The following is a 17,753-nucleotide window of genomic DNA, read 5'->3' as shown; positions in this document are numbered from 1 at the left end:
TTCAGAAAAAACCCGCCATTGGCGGGTTTTTTTGTGCCTGTTCGAACAGGCATTTGCGCCACCGTGGGAGCGGGCTTGCCCCACCCCCACGTATATTTCTGGCGATCAATCTTCGCTGATGGTGATGCTCGGCATTGCCGGCGCTGCCGCTTCCTGCAACACGATCCGCGCCCCTACCTGGCGCGCCAGCTCCTGATAGACCATGGCAATCTGGCTTTCCGGCTCGGCAATAGCGGTTGGCTTGCCGCTGTCGGCCTGCTCGCGAATCAGCATCGACAACGGCAGCGAAGCCAGCAGCTCGACACCGTACTGGGCTGCCAGCTTCTCACCGCCACCCTCACCGAACAGGTGCTCGGCATGGCCGCAGTTGGAGCAGATGTGCACGGCCATGTTCTCCACCACACCCAGCACCGGGATGTTGACCTTGCGGAACATCTCCACGCCCTTCTTCGCATCCAGCAGCGCCAGGTCCTGTGGCGTGGTGACGATCACCGAGCCGGCCACCGGCACCTTCTGGGCCAGGGTCAGCTGGATGTCGCCCGTGCCCGGCGGCATGTCGATCACCAGGTAGTCGAGGTCGTCCCAGGCGGTCTGGGTCACCAGTTGCAGCAAGGCGCCGGAAACCATTGGGCCGCGCCACACCATCGGCGTGTTGTCGTCAGTGAGGAAGGCCATGGACATCACTTCAACGCCATGGGCCTTGATCGGCACGAACCATTTCTGGTCGCGCACCTGCGGGCGAGTGCCTTCGGCAATACCGAACATCACGCCCTGGCTGGGGCCGTAGATGTCAGCATCAAGAATGCCGACCCGCGCGCCCTCTCGCGCCAGCGCCAAGGCCAGGTTGGCCGCAGTGGTCGACTTGCCGACCCCACCCTTGCCCGAGGCAACGGCGACGATGTTCTTCACATTGGCCATGGCCGGCACCTGGGCCTGGGCCTTGTGGGTGGCGATCACGCAATCGATGGTCACATGCGCCGAAGAAACGCCATCGAGGTTCTCGATCGCGGTCTGCAGCACCTGGGCCCAACCGCCCTTGAACAGGCCGGCGGCATAGCCCAGCTGCAACTGCACGCTGACCTGCGCGCCCTGGATGTCGATGGCGCGCACGCAGCCGGCGCTGACCGGATCCTGGTTCAGGTAGGGGTCGGTGTACTGGCGAAGCACGCCTTCGACGGCGGCACGGGTAACGGCACTCATGGAGGCTCCCATTGGCAAACTGAATACGAAACAGGCGCCTATGCTAACCCGTCAATCGTCAGCAGATGCGTTCGCAAGGTGAAATATCTTCGCCAGCCCTTTATAGTGGCCGATCACCCTCATTTTTACCCCGTAGCCAGATAAGTAGCCGAGCCACCATGTCCGAGCCACGTCAGATTCTCGTCACCAGCGCCCTGCCCTATGCCAATGGTTCCATCCACCTTGGCCATATGCTCGAGTACATCCAGACAGACATGTGGGTTCGCTTCCAGAAGCTGCGCGGCAACCAGTGCATCTATGTCTGCGCCGACGACGCCCACGGCTCGGCAATCATGCTGCGCGCCGAGAAGGAAGGGATCACCCCGGAGCAGCTGATTGCCGCCGTCCAGGCCGAGCACAGCGGCGACTTCGCCGATTTCCTGGTCGACTTCGACAACTTCCACTCCACCCACAGCGAAGAGAACCGCGAGCTGTCGGGCATGATCTACACCCGTCTGCGTGACGCCGGCCACATCGCCACCCGTTCGGTCACCCAGTATTTCGACCCTGAAAAAGGCATGTTCCTCGCCGACCGTTTCATCAAGGGCACCTGCCCCAAGTGCGCGGCCGAAGACCAGTACGGCGACAACTGTGAAAAATGCGGTGCCACCTACGCGCCGACCGAACTGAAGAACCCCAAGTCGGCGATCTCCGGCGCAACCCCGGTGCTGCGCGACTCGCAGCACTTCTTCTTCAAGCTGCCCGACTTCCAGGCCATGCTGCAGCAGTGGACCCGCAGCGGCACGCTGCAGGACGCCGTGGCCAACAAGCTCGCCGAATGGCTGGACTCCGGCCTGCAGGAATGGGACATCTCCCGTGACGCGCCGTACTTCGGCTTCGAAATCCCGGGTGAGCCTGGCAAGTACTTCTACGTCTGGCTGGATGCGCCGATCGGCTACATGGCCAGCTTCAAGAACCTGTGCGCACGCCGCCCGGAGCTGGACTTCGACGCCTTCTGGAACAAAGACTCCAAGGCCGAGCTGTACCACTTCATCGGCAAGGACATCGTCAACTTCCACGCCCTGTTCTGGCCAGCCATGCTTGAAGGCGCGGGTCTGCGCAAGCCGACCGCCGTCAACGTGCACGGTTACCTGACCGTCAACGGCGCCAAGATGTCCAAGTCGCGCGGCACCTTCATCAAGGCGCGCACCTACCTCGACCACCTGCAGCCGGAATACCTGCGCTACTACTATGCCGCCAAGCTGGGCCGCGGCGTCGACGACCTCGACCTCAACCTCGAGGACTTCGTGCAGAAGGTCAACTCCGACCTGGTCGGCAAGGTGGTCAACATCGCCAGCCGTTGCGCCGGCTTCATTCACAAAGGCAATGACGGCGTAATGGTTGCCGGCGATGCCGCCCCCGAGCTGACCGAGGCCTTCCTCGCCGCCGCCCCATCGATCGCTGAAGCCTACGAAGGCCGCGACTTCGCTCGCGCCATGCGCGAGATCATGGCCCTGGCCGACCGCGCCAACGCCTGGATCGCCGACAAGGCGCCGTGGTCGCTGGCCAAGCAGGAAGGCAAGCAGGATGAAGTCCAGGCCATCTGCGCCCAGGGCATCAACCTGTTCCGTCAGCTGGTCATCTTCCTCAAGCCGGTTCTGCCGCTGCTGGCCGCCGACGCCGAGGCGTTCCTCAACGTCGCCCCGCTGGCCTGGAACGACCACCTGTCGCGCCTGGAAAACCACAAGCTCAACCCGTTCAAAGCGTTGATGAGCCGTATCGAGCCGGCCAAGGTCGAGGCCATGGTCGCCGCCAGCAAGGAAGACCTGCTGGCCTCGCAAGCCCCGGTTCCAGCTGGTAACGGCGAACTGACCAAGGACCCACTGTCGGCCGAAATCGAGTTCGACACCTTCGCCGCCGTCGATCTGCGCGTGGCGCTGATCGTCAAGGCCGAGTCCGTCGAAGGTGCCGACAAGCTGCTGCGCCTGACCCTGGACATCGGTGACGAGCAGCGCAACGTGTTCTCCGGCATCAAGTCGGCCTACCCCGACCCAAGCAAGTTGGAGGGGCGCCTGACCATGATGGTGGCCAACCTCAAACCACGGAAGATGCGTTTCGGCATCTCCGAGGGCATGGTCATGGCGGCCGGCCCTGGTGGCGAAGAGATCTACCTGCTGAGCCCGGACAGCGGCGCCAAGCCCGGCCAGCGCATCAAGTAACGCCCCTGCCCCGGCCAACTGGCCGGGGCATTTCCATCCAGCGGCCGCTGCCGGATAATCACGGCATCCTCAGGCGGCAGGCATTTCATGAGCGACTACATCCTGGTCCTGGTCAGCGCTGCGCTGGTCAACAACCTGATGTTGCAACCCGACCCGATCGAGCGCGACCGGCTGCAAGTGCTCGGACTGTGCAGCGCGTTACTGATCTGCCTTGCCCTGCCCGCCGGGCTGCTGCTCCAGCAATATATCCTGGCCCCCCTGCAACTGCAGGACTTGCGCCTGTTCCTCTTGTTGCCACTGCTGGCGATGCTGGCCTGGGGCCTGCCGCAACTGCTAAGCCGTGTGCGACCTGGCTGGCCTGTGGAGGGCCTGCAAAGGTTACTGCTGGGCAATGTCGCGGTGCTAGGCTTGCTGTTGCAGCTTGGCAGCGATGGCAGCGGCGGATGGCAAGCGCTGGCCTGGGGCGTGGCCGGCGGGCTGGGCTTCTGGCTAGCCCTGCTGCTGTTCGCCGACCTGCGTGAACGCAGCCGCCATGCGGATATTCCGCTGGCCCTGCGTGGCCTGCCTATCGAGCTGATCGGCGCTGGCGTGATGGCCATGGCGCTCTCCGGCCTCAGCGGACTATTCACACCATGAGCCTGCAAACCCATGCCACTGCCTGACCCACGCCTGCGCAACGCCATGGGCCAGGTCTTGCTGGCCTGTGTGCCGGGCTTGCTGGCGCTGTTCTGGCTGCACGGCTGGGGGGTACTGATCAACCTGCTACTGTGCGCCAGTACCGCACTGGCGACAGAGGCACTGCTACTGACCTGGCGCAGGCAAGCTGTTCGACCGGCACTGGAAGACGGCAGCGCACTGGTCAGCGCGGTGCTGCTGGCGGTGGCATTGCCCAGCCAGGCCCCCTGGTGGCTACCGGTAGCCGCAACCACTGTTGCCATAGGGTTGGGCAAGCAGGCCTTCGGCGGCGTCGGGCGCAACCTGTTCAACCCGGCCATGATTGGCTATGCCTTCGCCCTGCTGAGTTTCCCGCTGCAGATGAATCACTGGCCCGGTCAGACGCCAGGCCTGCTCGACAGCCTGCACCTGAGCTTCACGACCAGCGAGCAGATCGACGCCTGGGCCAGCCCGACGATACTGGATACCCTGCGACACAATCGCAGCCTGACCATCGATGAACTGTTTGCAACGCATCCGGCCTTCGGCCACCTGGGCGGGCGAGGCAGCGAATGGGTGAACCTGGCATTCCTGCTGGGCGGACTGTACCTGTTGCAGCGCAAGGTGTTCAGCTGGCACGCCCCTGCCGGCCTGCTCGGCGGGCTCCTGATATTCAGCCTGCTGGCCTGGAACGGGTCGGGCTCCGACTCCAATGGTTCACCTTTGCTGCACCTGCTCTCTGGCTCAACCATGCTGGCAGCGTTTTTCATCTGTACCGAGCCCATCTCCGGGTGCAAACGTCCGCTGGCCCGCCTGTTGTTCGGTATCGGAGCAGGTTTGCTGATCTACCTGCTGCGTAGCTGGGGAAGCGTGCCAGACGGGACCGCCTTTGCAATCCTGCTGATGAATCTCTGCGCCCCGGCGCTGGACCGCTGGGCCGAGCGTCGCCAAGCGGTGCCCACATGAACAGACGAGCGCGCAGCATCCTGCTGCTGTCATCGGTGACGGCACTGACGCTGGCTGCCTGCCTGGCCTGGCAACACTGGACCGCAGGCCCCATCCACGAAGCCCAGCGCTTGCTGCAAGAACGCGAGTGGCTGGCCGCGCTGCCAGAGGGCAGCTACGACAACCGGCCACTCCAGCAGCCCCTGGCGCTGACCGACAATCGGTTGCAACACAGCCGGCTGCTGGCAGGCTATCGCGCCAGCCTGGCCAACAAGCCCGTCGCCGTCATGCTGCACAGCGAGGTGCCAGGATATGGCGGACCGATCGAACTGGTCATTGCCATCAACATTCAAGGCCGCTTGATCGGGCTGCGCGTACTTCGCCAGCAGGAAAGCCCCGGGCTGGGCGACCAACTGGTCAATCCCGCACGCCACTGGTTGGATCAGTTCATCGGCAAGGCCCACGACGCCCCGCCCGAGCAGGCCTGGGCGCTCAAGCGGGACCGAGGCGCGTTCGACCAATTGGCTGGCGCGACAGTCACGTCGCGGGCAGTGATCGACGCGGTGCAGGATGCCCTGCGCTACTTCGATCAACACCGTACCTCGTTGCTCGGGGAGAACTCACATGAATAGGCACTGGTTGCTGAGCGTTTGCCTGGCACCCTTGATTGGCACGACCGGGACGGTCGTACAGGCCTTGACGATGCTGGCCTGCATGAGCGTGCTGATACTTGCGCACCAACTGCTCATGGTTACGCTACGCGACCATCTCGAGCCCGCCATGCAGGCGTGGATGTCCATGGTACTGGCCGCCGCGCTAACCACTTGCCTGCAACTCGGGCTGCAGGCCTGGGCGCTACCCATGGCGCTCGTGCTTGGCCACTACCCCGCACTGCTGGCCCTGCAATGCCTGGCCATCGAAAGCCTGCTACCGCAAACCGGCCGCTGGCGCGCTCTGCTCATTGGCCTTGCAAGCCTGGTGGCGGCCGGCCTGGCTCTGGCCATCTGCCGCCAAGCCCTGGCCGGCAGCCCAGGTTTGCACATCACTCATCTGGCGCCGGGCGCACTGATACTGCTCGGCCTTCTCCTGGGCTTGTACAATCGGCTGCGCCCCGAGCCCACCACTGCACATCGTCAAGGAACGCGTTGACCCCATGAATGCCGCAAAACGCCTGGAGATTTTTCGCAGGCTGCACGAAGACAACCCCGAGCCAAAGACCGAGCTGGCCTACACCACACCTTTCGAACTGCTGATTGCCGTGATTCTCTCGGCGCAAGCAACCGATGTGGGGGTCAACAAGGCCACCGCCCGCCTGTTCCCCGTAGCCAACACACCAGAGGCGATTCATGCCTTGGGGGTGGATGGCCTGAGTGAGTACATCAAGACGATCGGGCTATACAACAGCAAGGCCAAGAACGTCATCGAGACCTGTCGGCTGCTGGTGGAGCAGCATGGTAGCGTGGTGCCCGAAACCCGCGAGGCGCTCGAAGCCTTGCCCGGGGTAGGCCGCAAGACCGCCAACGTCGTGCTCAACACGGCCTTTGGCCAGCTCGCAATGGCCGTTGACACCCATATCTTCCGGGTGAGCAACCGCACCGGTATCGCACCGGGCAAGACCGTCCTGGAGGTGGAGAAGAAGCTGCTCAAGTTCGTGCCCAAGGACTACCTGCTCGACGCCCATCACTGGTTGATCCTGCATGGCCGCTATGTCTGCCAGGCACGCAAGCCGCGCTGCGGCAGCTGCCGTATCGAGGACCTGTGTGAATACAGGCACAAGACATCGGACGATTGAGGCAATAGAGAAAATACCGGCATTACGATTGAAAAAATCTTTTTTACCCGCTCGGTGAATCCCGCTATAAGGACGGCCAATGGCCCTTTGGCTTGGAGTGACGCATGAGCACCGATAAAGAAGACCTGGCTATCGACGACGAGTTTCAAAACGCAGAAGAAGACGCTGAGCCTCAGCCTGAAGTGGCCAAGACCAACCTCAGCAAGCGCCGGACCATCGACAATATGCTGGAAGAGCGCCGCCTGCAGAAACAGCTGGCCGATTTCGATTACGACCTGTAACCCAGGCATGAAAAAGCCTCCCGCTGGAGGCTTTTGAAGGATCAGGCCAGACCGTGCCGCTGGGCCAGCTCGATGAGATCCACCAGCGAACGGGCATTGAGTTTGAGCAGCAGCCGGGTTTTGTAAGTACTTACTGTCTTGTTGCTGAGAAACATGCTATCGGCAATTTCCTTGTTGGTCTTGCCCCGTGCAAGTTGCTGCAGCACCATCATCTCCCTACCGGAAAGACGCTCGACCATTTCAACTTCGCTGCCACCACCCACACCTGTGCGCCCCTTGTGCAGCGCCTGATTGGGAAAGTAGCTGTACCCCGACAGAACAGCCTTGATTGCACTAAGCAACTCGGTCAGCTCCTGTTGCTTGCAGACATATCCCGCGGCCCCAGCCTGCATGCAGCGCATCGAAAAATGGCCCGGCGCCTGCGAAGTCAGCACCAGCACCTTGCTTGCCGGGCTTGCCAAGGTCATTCGTGCAATGACCTCGAGCCCATCCAGTTTGGGAATTCCAATATCCAGAATGACAATGTCTGGCAGATGCTCCCGCGTTAACTGCAACGCGTCCACCCCATTGTCGGTTTCCGCCATCACCTCGTATCCATGCCGTTCCATTAACATGCGTACCGCCAGGCGAATGACCGGGTGATCATCCACGATCAGCACTTTGTTCATGCGATATCCATTATTTCGTTATTTTAGTTTTGATGCTCCGCGACAACCGAGCATAACGATTATTCATGCGCCAGTTTCCTTGGCAGATGCATCGAAGGAAGGCGCCTACTATTTTTGAGGAATATTCCTACGCGCGGTTATTTCGCAGAATTTAATGCATCCAAGACCGTGGTAGTCGTGCGCAAGTTAGCACCCTGCTCATCGGGCTCCAAGCGCACACGCGTTACACGTCGCGCAGGAAATTTCTACTATTCAATCAAGATATCGGCACGTCGATAACCAAGAGCAGCGGGAGTTGCAGAGAGGGAAATCCCTCACAGTTACTCAGTATTCACAAACAGGCTACTGATGAGCAAAGCATGCCCAGGCGCTCATCATGACCAACCAATCATTCAGCCCATTGACGCTTATCGCCGTCTTCGCCGGTGTCATCGAAGCCTCCGCCCTGGCTTCGCTGCCCTTTCTGAGTGAAGAGAGCCAGACCATCTATACCTGGTTCCTCGTGGGCTTCCCCTTCTTCCTGACAGTGTTGTTCTTCCTCACCCTGAACTTCAATACCGGGTCGTTATTCGCTCCGGAGCAACATGACCCCGCGCCCAACAACCTGCACCCCGTTCAACCCTCGGCAGCAACAAACCTCAACGTGACGACGAAAATTCAAGAGGTGCAAGCACCGCTCAACCCGCCCCCGGCGCACGCCAGCGAAGGCACAAATGCCATGATCATTGCCATCTCCGGGCCTGAGAGCCGCAAGATGTTCGATTGTCACGTCTTGCGCATGATCGATCGTCCGCACACCACTACTCGCAGCTGGATCTTGTACAACCTCGATACCCGGGCTTGCTTTCATCTATCGGCAGGCCCTATGCAAGAGGGCAGCGAGTCACTGTTCGATCAGGCCGAAGCCCCTGATTGAAGACCAAAAAAAACCCGGCCTGGGCCGGGTTCTTTTCAGCTGGATGCTCAGAGCATCGAACGGCCTTTGTTGGCCGCAATGCGCATACGCAGTGCATTGAGCTTGATGAAGCCAGCAGCGTCGGCCTGGTTGTAGGCGCCGCCATCTTCTTCGAAGGTGGCGATGTTGGCGTCGAACAGCGAGTCGTCCGACTTGCGACCGACAACCACGACATTGCCTTTGTACAGTTTCAGGCGAACCACACCATTCACGTTCACCTGCGAGGCGTCGATCATCTGCTGCAGCATCAGACGCTCCGGGCTCCACCAGTAGCCGGTGTAGATCAGGCTGGCATACTTCGGCATCAGCTCATCTTTCAGGTGAGCGACTTCGCGGTCCAGGGTGATCGACTCGATGGCACGGTGGGCCTTGAGCATGATGGTGCCGCCAGGGGTCTCGTAGCAGCCGCGGGACTTCATGCCGACGTAGCGGTTCTCGACGATGTCGAGACGGCCGATACCGTTGGCGCCGCCGATGCGGTTGAGGTCGGCCAGCACAGTGGCCGGGGACTTCTCGACGCCATCGATGGCAACGATGTCACCGTTGCGGTAGGTCAGCTCGATGTAGGTGGCCTGGTCCGGGGCGTTCTCAGGCGAGACGCTCCATTTCCACATGTCTTCCTCGTGCTCGGTCCAGGTATCTTCCAGGACACCGCCTTCGTAGGAGATGTGCAGCAGGTTGGCGTCCATCGAGTACGGCGACTTCTTCTTGCCGTGACGCTCGATCGGGATGCCGTGCTTCTCGGCGTAGTCCATCAGCTTCTCGCGGGACAGCAGGTCCCACTCGCGCCATGGGGCGATGACCTTGACGCCTGGCTTGAGCGCGTAGGCACCCAGCTCGAAACGCACCTGGTCGTTACCCTTGCCGGTGGCACCGTGGGAAATGGCGTCGGCGCCGGTTTCGTTGGCGATTTCGATCAGGCGCTTGGCGATCAGCGGACGAGCGATGGAGGTACCCAGCAGGTACTCGCCTTCGTAGACGGTGTTGGCGCGGAACATCGGGAACACGAAGTCACGCACGAATTCTTCGCGCAGGTCATCGATGTAGATTTCTTTAACGCCCATTGCCTGGGCTTTGGCGCGGGCCGGCTCGACCTCTTCGCCCTGACCCAGGTCAGCGGTGAAGGTCACCACTTCGCAGTTGTAAGTGTCCTGCAGCCACTTGAGAATCACCGAAGTATCAAGGCCGCCGGAATACGCCAGTACGACCTTTTTTACGTCCGCCATGCCATCACTCCACGGGGTTGTACGGAAAGCCTTCGATTCTAACGGCCTTGCCGCAAAAATTACAGTGGGGCGACAGCTTGTGACGACAAAGCGACAGGAACTGTCGACAGCGCGACCAGTGGTCGCACTCAACCCTGCTTGGCAGGAGCCTGCTGGACCGGTGCGGCTGCCGGTGTGGTCGTGGCCGCTGGCGCAGGCGCTGCAGCGGGAACTGCCGGCGCTGCAGCCGGGACCGGCTTCTCGACCGGGGCCACCCGATCGAGCTGGATGTTGACCCGACGGTTGCGCGCACGGTTGGCCGCGCTGTTGTTCTTGGCCAAGGGGTAGCGCTCGCCATGGAAGCGCACGGTGATCTGCTCTTCGGCGATGCCATGCGCCTTGAAGTACTCGGCGACCGCCAGGGCACGACGGCGCGAAGCGTCACGGTTGGTCAGGCGGTTGCCACTATTGTCGGAGTGGCCGTCGAGTTCGATGTGATTGACCGTCGGGTCGGCCTTCAGGTAGTCGAGAATCACGTCCAGGCGTACACGCGCCGAGCTGTCCAACTCGAAACCACTGCCGGGGAAGCCGACCTGGGTCTGACGAATCTGGTCGTAATTCATCGGCAGCAGCTTGTTCGCACAAAGCTGGTAATCGCTGTAGGCCTTGGCAAAACTGACCGGAAGCACCCGCACTTCCATGGCTCGCCCGCCTTCACCGGCATAGTTGCGCACCACCGTGCTGCGACCATCGAGCAAGCCATTGATCAAGCGGCTCGCCTGGCCTTGCGAGGACGTGAACAGCACACCCGTGCGGCCCATGCGCACAGCCCCGAGATTGATGTCGGCACGGCCCGGCTGCCACGGTGCGGCTGCCGCCAACAACGTGGCGGACCCGGCACCGAGCACGTTACTGCTGGAGCGCAGCTGGAAGGTCGGCAGCTCGCCGGCACGGCGCACGAACTCGCCACTGCCGAAACCATCGATCGGCTGAACCAGACGGCATTCGAACTGGTCACCCTCGACATTCCAGGTGACATGCTCCACGCGAGTCTGGAAGGTGAGTGCCCCGGCCGGCAGGCTGGCGACAAGGGTGAACAGGGCTAGGTAACGCTGGCGCACGGGCGGCTCCACAGATTCTGACGGCTTACATCAACGCTATCGGACGCTGGCTGGAAAACTTGATAGCCGTGCTCGTCCAAGGGTTTTCCGGTAGCATTGGCTTCTGAGTTCGACCCGCCTGGAATCCCCAATGTCCGATCGCCTGACCCTCCTGCGCCCCGACGACTGGCACATCCATCTGCGCGATGGTGCCGTCTTGCCACATACCGTTGGCGACGTGGCGCGCACCTTCGCCCGTGCCATCATCATGCCCAACCTCGTGCCCCCGGTGCGCAACGCCGCCGAAGCCGGCGCCTACCGTGAGCGCATCCTCGCAGCGTGTCCGGCCGGCAGCAACTTCCAGCCGCTGATGGTGCTCTACCTCACCGACCGCACCAGCGCCGACGATGTCCGCGCGGCCAAGGCCAGCGGCATCGTGTACGCCGCCAAGCTATACCCGGCCGGCGCCACCACCAACTCCGATTCCGGCGTGACCAGCATCGACAACATCTTCCCGGCGATCGAGGCCCTGGCCGAAACCGGCCTGCCCCTGCTGGTGCATGGTGAAGTGACGCGCAGCGAGATCGACGTGTTCGACCGTGAGAAGCGCTTCATCGACGAGCACATGCGCCGCCTGGTCGAGCGCTTCCCCACGTTGAAGGTGGTCTTCGAGCACATCACCACCAGTGACGCCGCGCAGTTCGTCACCGAGGCCCCGGCCAACGTCGGCGCGACCATCACCGCCCAGCACCTGCTGTACAACCGCAACCACATGCTGGTCGGCGGCATCCGCCCGCACTTCTATTGCCTGCCGATCCTCAAGCGCAACACCCACCAGGTGGCGTTGCTGGACGCGGCCACCAGTGGCAACCCGAAGTTCTTCCTCGGCACCGACTCCGCCCCCCACGCCCAGCACGCCAAGGAAGCCGCCTGCGGCTGCGCTGGCTGCTACACCGCCTACGCCGCCATCGAGATGTATGCCGAGGCATTCGAACAGCGCAATGCGCTGGACAAGCTCGAAGGCTTTGCCAGCAAGCATGGCCCGGACTTCTACGGCTTGCCGCGCAACACCGACACCATCACCCTGGTGCGTGAAGAATGGACGGCTCCCGCCAGCCTGCCGTTCGGCGACAACACCGTGATCCCACTGCGCGCCGGTGAAAAACTGCGCTGGCGCCTGCTGGAGGAAAACGCGTGAGCGAAGACCTCTACGACGACGATCAGGACAGCCAGGTCAGCAGCGGCTCGCGCCATCCAATGGCCGAACGCTTCCGCGGTTATCTGCCGGTAGTGGTGGATGTCGAGACGGGCGGCTTCAACAGCGCCACCGACGCCCTGCTGGAAATCGCCGCGGTGACCATCGGCATGGACGAAAAAGGCTTCCTGTTCCCCGAGCACACCTACTTCTTCCGGGTCGAACCGTTCGAAGGTGCCAACATCGAGCAGGCCGCCCTGGAATTCACCGGGATCAAGCTGGACCACCCACTGCGCATGGCAGTGAGTGAAGAAAGCGCGCTCACCGACATCTTCCGCGGCGTGCGCAAGGCACTCAAGGCCAACGGCTGCAAGCGGGCGATCCTGGTCGGCCACAACAGCAGCTTCGACCTGGGCTTCCTCAATGCCGCCGTGGCCCGCCACGACCTCAAGCGCAACCCGTTCCACCCCTTCTCCAGCTTCGACACCGCAACACTGGCCGGCCTGGCATACGGCCAGACCGTGCTGGCACGGGCCTGCCAGAGCGCCGACATCGACTTCGATGGCCGCGAGGCGCACTCGGCGCGCTACGACACCGAGAAGACCGCCGAGCTGTTCTGCGGCATCGTCAACCGCTGGAAAGAAATGGGCGGCTGGCGCGATTTCAACGACTAAGCCGCAAGCTTCAAGCGACAAGAAAGAGCAACCCGCGTACGCAGTGCTTTTTCTTGACGCTTGCAGCTTGAAACTTGAAGCATAAAAAAACCGGCCACCAGGGCCGGTTTTTTTATGCGCTCGACAATTACAGCTTGCCAGCGTTCTCGCTCAGGTAAGCGGCAACGCCTTCCGGCGAAGCGTTCATGCCCTTGTCGCCTTTTTTCCAGTTGGCCGGGCAGACTTCGCCGTGCTCTTCGTGGAATTGCAGGGCGTCGACCAGGCGCAGCAGCTCGTCCATGTTGCGGCCCAGTGGCAGGTCGTTGACGATCTGCGAACGGACAACACCGTTGGTGTCGATCAGGAAGGCGCCACGGAAGGCCACGCCGCCTTCGGACTCGACATCGTAGGCCTTGCAGATTTCGTGGGTCATGTCGGCTGCCAGGGTGTATTTGACCTGGCCGATGCCGCCGTTGTTGACCGGGGTGTTACGCCAGGCGTTGTGGGTGAAGTGCGAGTCGATCGACACGCCGATCACTTCCACGTTGCGGGCCTGGAAGTCAGGGATACGGTTGTCCAGGGCGATCAGCTCGGACGGGCAAACGAAGGTGAAGTCCAGCGGGTAGAAGAACACCAGGCCGTACTTGCCTTTGATGGCCGAGGCCAGGTTGAAGCTGTCGACGATTTCGCCGTTGCCCAGCACGGCTGGAACGGTGAAGTCAGGGGCTTGTTTACCAACGAGTACGCTCATTCGATTTCTCCTGATGAGGGGTGAAAAACCTTGCCCGGGCTCAAGTGAGTTCCCCCGGATCCGGCAAAGGCCGACCATCATACACGGCTTCTGGTGACAGGCCGAATCTCTACCATCGGTCGCTCAAGGACGGCCCTTTCAGAAAGTGCTTTGACAAGCATTCTCATTACCATTACTCTCCAACCCATCGAATCCAACCGTAATGGTCAGCCTTTATGTATGTGTGTCTCTGTGTCGGTGTCACCGATGGACAGATCCGCGATGCGATCTACGAAGGATGCTGCAGCTACAAGGATGTCCGCGCCGCCACCAACGTCGCCAGCCAATGCGGTAAATGCGCCTGCCTCGCCAAACAGGTGGTGCGTGAGACGCTGACCGAGCTGCAACTCAGCCAACAGGCTGCGCTCCCCTACCCCGTTGAATTCAACGCGGCGTAAAAATGAATTTCGAAGAACCGGGCCCAGTGCCCGGTTTTTTTATACCTGTATTTCAATAAGTTAGCGCCCTAACGCGTTTCACAAACATTCTTATTCCGATTAATTTTCACTTATTATTCAATCACTTAGGTTTGACATAGGTAGTTGTCGGGCTCAAACTTGTTTTCATTGGCTCAACTTCTACAGGGCAGGACCCCATCATGAAAGGCGACGTAAGCGTCATCCAGCATCTCAACAAGATCCTCGGAAACGAGCTGGTCGCAATCAACCAGTACTTCCTGCACGCGCGCATGTACGAAGATTGGGGCCTGAACAAGATCGGCAAACTCGAGTACAAAGAGTCCATCCAGGCGATGAAGGACGCTGACAAGCTGATCAAGCGCATCCTCTTCCTCGAAGGCATCCCCAATGTCCAGGACCTGGGCAAGCTGATGATCGGCGAGCACACCAAAGAGATGCTCGAGTGCGACCTGAAGCTTGAGAAAAAAGCCCACGCCGACCTGAAAGCCGCCATCGCCCACTGTGAAACGGCAGGCGACTTCGGCTCGCGCGATGTGCTCGAAGACATCCTCGAAGACCAGGAAGAGCACATCGACTGGCTGGAAACCCAGCTGGGCCTGATCGACAAGATCACCCTCGAGAACTACCTGCAGTCGCAGATGGGCGAAGAGTAACGCTCGCCAGATACGCCAAAGCCCCGCCAAGTGCGGGGCTTTTTTATTGGGCCTGTGGGAGAGGCTTTGCCAGGGCCCGCTGCGCGGTCCTTTCGCGGCACAAGGCCGCTCCTACAGGCAACAAAAAGCCCCGCATATGCGGGGCTTTTGCATTCCGGCGAACTAACGCTGGAATCAGGCCTCGGAGGCCTTGGCCTTGGCAGCCGCGTCCTTGATCAGGGCTTGCAGCTCACCCTTTTCGAACATTTCCAGCATGATGTCGCTACCGCCGACCAGCTCACCGGCCACCCACAGTTGCGGGAAGGTTGGCCAGTTGGCGTACTTGGGCAGGTTGGCGCGGATTTCCGGGTTCTGCAGGATGTCGACGTAGGCGAACTTCTCGCCACAGCCCATCACCGCTTGCGATGCCTTGGCCGAAAAGCCGCACTGCGGGGCATTCGGCGAGCCTTTCATGTAAAGCAGAATGGTGTTGTTGGCGATCTGCTCTTTGATTGTTTCGATGATATCCATGAAGCACCTCGGCTGAACTTTCCGACTTGGTTGTCGGCACGGTGACGCATTGTATCGGAAACCCGAGCGGCATGCTCGGCCTTGCCGGCCTCTAAGCGGCCTCCACCTGCACCGGTACGCCATTAAGTGCCGCATTGCCGGAAACACCATCACGCAGGCGCTCGTCGGTCAGGTCATTGGCGCTCACCCCGGGTTGCGCGCTGGCCACCTGCAACTGGGCGCCCTGGCGCCCATGCCCGTAACCATGGGGCAGGCTGACCACGCCCGGCATCATCTCTTCACTGGCCTGAACCTGTACGTCGAGCACACCGGTACGTGAACGCACGCGTACCGTCTGGCCGTCCTGCAGTTGACGTTGTTGCAGGTCGCTCGGGTGCATCAGCAACTGATGGCGCGGCTTGCCTTTTACCAGCCGATGGAAGTTGTGCATCCACGAATTGTTGCTGCGCACATGGCGACGGCCAATCAGCAACAACTGGCCAGGCTCGGGCGGCAATTGCCGGGCAAGCCGCTGCAGGTCTTCGAGCAAGGCCATGGGTGCTGCCTCGATCGCCTGGCTGGCAGTGCGCAAGCGACCCGCGAGGTTCGGCGCCAGCGGCCCCAGGTCGAGGCCATGGGGATGCTGGTCAAGGGTTTGCAATGACAGCTTCCAGGCAGACGCATCGCCATAGGGCCCCTTGCGCAGCGCGTAGTCGATCATCTGTGCCGGCGGCATGGTCGCCTTCAGTTCGGCCTGGGCGCGCGCCGCAAAGGCCTTGGCCAGGCCGACGAAAATCTCCCAGTCGTGCAACGCCCCCTCGGGCTTGGCCAGGATCGCCCGGTTGAAACGGGTCACATTGCGTACCGCCAGCAGATTGAAAGTGGAGTCGTAATGGTCGTTTTCCAGCGCCGAGGTCGAGGGCAGGATCAGGTCGGCATGGCGGGTGGTCTCGTTGATGTACAGGTCGATGCTGAGCATGAAGTCGAGCCCGTCCAATGCCTGATCCAGGCGCCGCCCATTGGGCGTGGACAACACCGGGTTGCCCGCAACGGTCACCAGCGCCCGTACCTGCCCTTCGCCCGGCTCGAGGATCTCTTCGGCCAGCGCTGAAACCGGCAGCTCACCGCCATACTCCGGCAGGCCCGAGACCCTGCTCTGCCATTGGTTGAAATGCCCGCCCGAGGTGCTGGCCACCAGATCTACCGCAGGTTGGGTACAGAGGGCTCCGCCTTCACGGTCGAGGTTGCCGGTGACCAGGTTGATCAGTTGCACCAGCCAGTGGCACAGCGAACCAAAAGCCTGGGTGGACACGCCCATGCGGCCATAGCACACCGCCTGCCCGGCAGCGGCGAAATCCCGGGCCAATTGACGGATGTCCCGCGCCGGGATACCGCAGAGCCCGCTCATCGCCTCGGCATCGAACGGCGCGATGGCTTGCCGTACCCGCTCCAGCCCGTTGACCGGCAGGTGCGAGCCGCTGGCGAGGTTCTCTGTGAAAAGGGTATGCAGCAGCGCAGCCAAAAGCGCCGCATCGCCACCGGGGCGGATGAACAGGTGCTGATCGGCCATCGCAGCAGTTTCGCTGCGCCGCGGGTCGACCACCACCAGGCGCCCGCCCCTGGCCTTCAGCGCCTTCAGCCGCTTCTCCACATCCGGCACCGTCATGATGCTGCCGTTCGAGGCCAGCGGGTTGCCACCGAGTATCAACATGAAGCGGGTGTGATCGATGTCCGGGATCGGCAGCAGCAAGCCATGGCCATACATCAGGTGACTGGTCAGGTGCTGGGGCAACTGGTCGACCGAGGTGGCAGAGAAGCGGTTGCGCGTCTTGAGCAGCCCGAGGAAGTAGTTGCTGTGGGTCATCAGCCCATAGTTGTGCACGCTGGGGTTGCCCTGATACACCGCCACGGCGTTGTGCCCATGGGCCTGCTGCACCGCCCAGAGGCGCTCGGCGGCGAGCGTGAACGCCTCGTCCCAGCCAATCGGCTGCCACTGGTTGCCGATACGCCGATGGGGCTGGCGCAGGCGGTCGGGGTCTTCCTGGATATCCTGCAGGGCAACAGCCTTGGGGCAGATATGCCCACGGCTGAACGGGTCCTGCGGGTCGCCCTTGATCGAGCTGATCCGCGCCCGGCCGTTGGCTTCATGGCTCACTTCGATGTTCAGGCCGCAGATGGCCTCGCACAGGTGACAGGCTCGGTGATGCAGGGTCTTGGTCATGGCCGCCTCTGCCGTATTGTTCTGGGCCTTCGACTATGCGCCGCCCCTGCCAGGCTCACCAGCGCCCTTCGCGGCGTGAATCAGCCGACATCAGGCCCACGATTCGCGACAGCGGGTTTGCCAAACGCGCGCCTGGCCGTGTACAACCCCTGTAGCAAATAAAAAACAGCGCGCCTGCAGCGGGTTACGACACCCGCTGATAAAGAGACACTGTTTCCCCTCTTGGTTTGAGGCGACATTTAATTATAGTATTGCGCCTTTCCCTATTCCGTCCGCCCCGTGCGGCTTACGCCGCAGGTCTCTCCCGTTGTCAACAAAACCCATACGGTCGACCT

19 protein-coding genes are annotated in these 17,753 nt (G+C 61.7%); 12 read left to right on the top strand and 7 right to left on the bottom strand.

The window, feature by feature from the left end; genetic code table 11:
• Positions 1–105: 105 nt before the first annotated feature.
• Complete coding sequence (apbC, locus tag L6D77_RS11975; protein ID WP_232883377.1) at positions 106–1,200, bottom strand: iron-sulfur cluster carrier protein ApbC; 1,095 nt, start codon at positions 1,198–1,200, stop codon at positions 106–108.
• Between the two features lie 158 nt (positions 1,201–1,358).
• On the opposite strand from apbC, the gene metG reads away from it, so the two are divergent.
• The 7 genes from metG (at position 1,359) to L6D77_RS11940 (ending at position 7,070) form a co-directional block, all read left to right on the top strand.
• Positions 1,359–3,398: a methionine--tRNA ligase gene (metG, locus tag L6D77_RS11970; RefSeq protein ID WP_232883376.1), complete on the top strand. Its 2,040-nt coding sequence runs from the start codon at positions 1,359–1,361 to the stop codon at positions 3,396–3,398.
• An 87-nt stretch (positions 3,399–3,485) separates the two neighbouring features.
• Positions 3,486–4,034 carry an Rnf-Nqr domain containing protein gene (locus tag L6D77_RS11965; RefSeq protein ID WP_232883375.1) on the top strand — a complete coding sequence of 183 codons (549 nt, stop codon included), beginning with the start codon at positions 3,486–3,488 and terminating at the stop codon, positions 4,032–4,034.
• A 12-nt stretch (positions 4,035–4,046) separates the two neighbouring features.
• Positions 4,047–5,018 (top strand): RnfABCDGE type electron transport complex subunit D, encoded by a 972-nt coding sequence (locus tag L6D77_RS11960; protein WP_232883374.1) that lies wholly within the window; start codon positions 4,047–4,049, stop codon positions 5,016–5,018.
• Entirely contained in the window at positions 5,015–5,629 is a 615-nt protein-coding gene (locus L6D77_RS11955) for an RnfABCDGE type electron transport complex subunit G (protein ID WP_232883373.1), read from the top strand. The genes L6D77_RS11960 and L6D77_RS11955 overlap by 4 nt, the downstream gene beginning before the upstream one ends.
• Positions 5,622–6,146 (top strand): Rnf-Nqr domain containing protein, encoded by a 525-nt coding sequence (locus tag L6D77_RS11950; RefSeq protein ID WP_232883372.1) that lies wholly within the window; start codon positions 5,622–5,624, stop codon positions 6,144–6,146. Before L6D77_RS11955 ends, L6D77_RS11950 begins: the two co-directional genes overlap by 8 nt.
• Before the next feature lie 4 nt (positions 6,147–6,150).
• The gene (gene nth, locus L6D77_RS11945) at positions 6,151–6,789 is read left to right on the top strand and encodes an endonuclease III (RefSeq protein ID WP_232883371.1); all 639 of its coding nucleotides are present in this window, start codon (positions 6,151–6,153) and stop codon (positions 6,787–6,789) included.
• Positions 6,790–6,893: 104 nt separating this feature from the next.
• Entirely contained in the window at positions 6,894–7,070 is a 177-nt protein-coding gene (locus L6D77_RS11940) for a PA3496 family putative envelope integrity protein (protein WP_167409855.1), read from the top strand.
• A gap of 41 nt (positions 7,071–7,111) precedes the next feature.
• Here the strand turns inward: L6D77_RS11940 and L6D77_RS11935 are convergent, their stop codons facing one another.
• Positions 7,112–7,738 (bottom strand): response regulator transcription factor, encoded by a 627-nt coding sequence (locus L6D77_RS11935; RefSeq protein ID WP_110995496.1) that lies wholly within the window; start codon positions 7,736–7,738, stop codon positions 7,112–7,114.
• 376 nt (positions 7,739–8,114) lie between these two features.
• Between L6D77_RS11935 and L6D77_RS11930 the strand changes: the two genes are divergently transcribed.
• Entirely contained in the window at positions 8,115–8,654 is a 540-nt protein-coding gene (locus L6D77_RS11930) for a hypothetical protein (RefSeq protein WP_232883370.1), read from the top strand.
• A gap of 47 nt (positions 8,655–8,701) precedes the next feature.
• Here L6D77_RS11930 and L6D77_RS11925 read toward each other — a convergent pair whose 3' ends face one another.
• Together L6D77_RS11925 and L6D77_RS11920 are read right to left on the bottom strand one after the other, a co-directional pair.
• The gene (locus L6D77_RS11925; RefSeq protein WP_194789295.1) at positions 8,702–9,919 is read right to left on the bottom strand and encodes an argininosuccinate synthase; all 1,218 of its coding nucleotides are present in this window, start codon (positions 9,917–9,919) and stop codon (positions 8,702–8,704) included.
• A 128-nt stretch (positions 9,920–10,047) separates the two neighbouring features.
• A complete protein-coding gene (locus tag L6D77_RS11920) occupies positions 10,048–11,019 on the bottom strand; it encodes a flagellar protein MotY (protein WP_232883369.1) in 972 nt (323 codons plus the stop codon).
• Positions 11,020–11,149: 130 nt separating this feature from the next.
• Here L6D77_RS11920 and pyrC point away from each other — a divergent pair, with 130 nt between their 5' ends.
• Positions 11,150–12,196, top strand: coding sequence for a dihydroorotase (gene pyrC / locus L6D77_RS11915; protein WP_232883368.1), 1,047 nt, complete (start codon positions 11,150–11,152; stop codon positions 12,194–12,196).
• A complete protein-coding gene (gene rnt, locus L6D77_RS11910; RefSeq protein WP_232883367.1) occupies positions 12,193–12,867 on the top strand; it encodes a ribonuclease T in 675 nt (224 codons plus the stop codon). Before pyrC ends, rnt begins: the two co-directional genes overlap by 4 nt.
• 127 nt (positions 12,868–12,994) lie before the next feature.
• Here rnt and L6D77_RS11905 read toward each other — a convergent pair whose 3' ends face one another.
• Complete coding sequence (locus L6D77_RS11905) at positions 12,995–13,597, bottom strand: peroxiredoxin (RefSeq protein WP_023629028.1); 603 nt, start codon at positions 13,595–13,597, stop codon at positions 12,995–12,997.
• A 215-nt stretch (positions 13,598–13,812) separates the two neighbouring features.
• Here L6D77_RS11905 and L6D77_RS11900 point away from each other — a divergent pair, with 215 nt between their 5' ends.
• On the top strand, positions 13,813–14,034 hold the full coding sequence (locus L6D77_RS11900) for a bacterioferritin-associated ferredoxin (RefSeq protein WP_110995144.1): 222 nt from the start codon (positions 13,813–13,815) through the stop codon (positions 14,032–14,034).
• Between the two features lie 200 nt (positions 14,035–14,234).
• On the top strand, positions 14,235–14,708 hold the full coding sequence (gene bfr, locus L6D77_RS11895; RefSeq protein WP_232883366.1) for a bacterioferritin: 474 nt from the start codon (positions 14,235–14,237) through the stop codon (positions 14,706–14,708).
• 174 nt (positions 14,709–14,882) lie between these two features.
• Here bfr and grxD read toward each other — a convergent pair whose 3' ends face one another.
• Entirely contained in the window at positions 14,883–15,218 is a 336-nt protein-coding gene (grxD, locus tag L6D77_RS11890; RefSeq protein WP_110995142.1) for a Grx4 family monothiol glutaredoxin, read from the bottom strand.
• A 91-nt stretch (positions 15,219–15,309) separates the two neighbouring features.
• Complete coding sequence (locus L6D77_RS11885) at positions 15,310–17,418, bottom strand: molybdopterin oxidoreductase family protein (RefSeq protein WP_232883365.1); 2,109 nt, start codon at positions 17,416–17,418, stop codon at positions 15,310–15,312.
• Between the last annotated feature and the right edge of the window lie 335 nt (positions 17,419–17,753).

Source organism: Pseudomonas parasichuanensis (assembly GCF_021601385.1).
GTDB classification, from domain to species: Bacteria; Pseudomonadota; Gammaproteobacteria; order Pseudomonadales; family Pseudomonadaceae; genus Aquipseudomonas; species Aquipseudomonas parasichuanensis.
This window is presented reverse-complemented; position numbering and strand designations above follow the sequence as displayed.

Excerpts from the sequence above, each read along its gene's own strand:
- grxD (WP_110995142.1), bottom strand. The coding sequence starts at position 15,218 with ATGGATATCATCGAAACAATCAAAGAGCAGATCGCCAACAACACCATT.
- bfr (WP_232883366.1), top strand. The coding sequence starts at position 14,235 with ATGAAAGGCGACGTAAGCGTCATCCAGCATCTCAACAAGATCCTCGGA.
- L6D77_RS11955 (WP_232883373.1), top strand. The coding sequence starts at position 5,015 with ATGAACAGACGAGCGCGCAGCATCCTGCTGCTGTCATCGGTGACGGCA.
- L6D77_RS11935 (WP_110995496.1), bottom strand. The coding sequence starts at position 7,738 with ATGAACAAAGTGCTGATCGTGGATGATCACCCGGTCATTCGCCTGGCG.
- metG (WP_232883376.1), top strand. The coding sequence starts at position 1,359 with ATGTCCGAGCCACGTCAGATTCTCGTCACCAGCGCCCTGCCCTATGCC.
- nth (WP_232883371.1), top strand. The coding sequence starts at position 6,151 with ATGAATGCCGCAAAACGCCTGGAGATTTTTCGCAGGCTGCACGAAGAC.
- L6D77_RS11925 (WP_194789295.1), bottom strand. The coding sequence starts at position 9,919 with ATGGCGGACGTAAAAAAGGTCGTACTGGCGTATTCCGGCGGCCTTGAT.
- pyrC (WP_232883368.1), top strand. The coding sequence starts at position 11,150 with ATGTCCGATCGCCTGACCCTCCTGCGCCCCGACGACTGGCACATCCAT.
- apbC (WP_232883377.1), bottom strand. The coding sequence starts at position 1,200 with ATGAGTGCCGTTACCCGTGCCGCCGTCGAAGGCGTGCTTCGCCAGTAC.
- L6D77_RS11950 (WP_232883372.1), top strand. The coding sequence starts at position 5,622 with ATGAATAGGCACTGGTTGCTGAGCGTTTGCCTGGCACCCTTGATTGGC.
- L6D77_RS11940 (WP_167409855.1), top strand. The coding sequence starts at position 6,894 with ATGAGCACCGATAAAGAAGACCTGGCTATCGACGACGAGTTTCAAAAC.
- L6D77_RS11885 (WP_232883365.1), bottom strand. The coding sequence starts at position 17,418 with ATGACCAAGACCCTGCATCACCGAGCCTGTCACCTGTGCGAGGCCATC.
- L6D77_RS11960 (WP_232883374.1), top strand. The coding sequence starts at position 4,047 with ATGCCACTGCCTGACCCACGCCTGCGCAACGCCATGGGCCAGGTCTTG.
- L6D77_RS11930 (WP_232883370.1), top strand. The coding sequence starts at position 8,115 with ATGACCAACCAATCATTCAGCCCATTGACGCTTATCGCCGTCTTCGCC.
- L6D77_RS11965 (WP_232883375.1), top strand. The coding sequence starts at position 3,486 with ATGAGCGACTACATCCTGGTCCTGGTCAGCGCTGCGCTGGTCAACAAC.
- L6D77_RS11905 (WP_023629028.1), bottom strand. The coding sequence starts at position 13,597 with ATGAGCGTACTCGTTGGTAAACAAGCCCCTGACTTCACCGTTCCAGCC.
- L6D77_RS11900 (WP_110995144.1), top strand. The coding sequence starts at position 13,813 with ATGTATGTGTGTCTCTGTGTCGGTGTCACCGATGGACAGATCCGCGAT.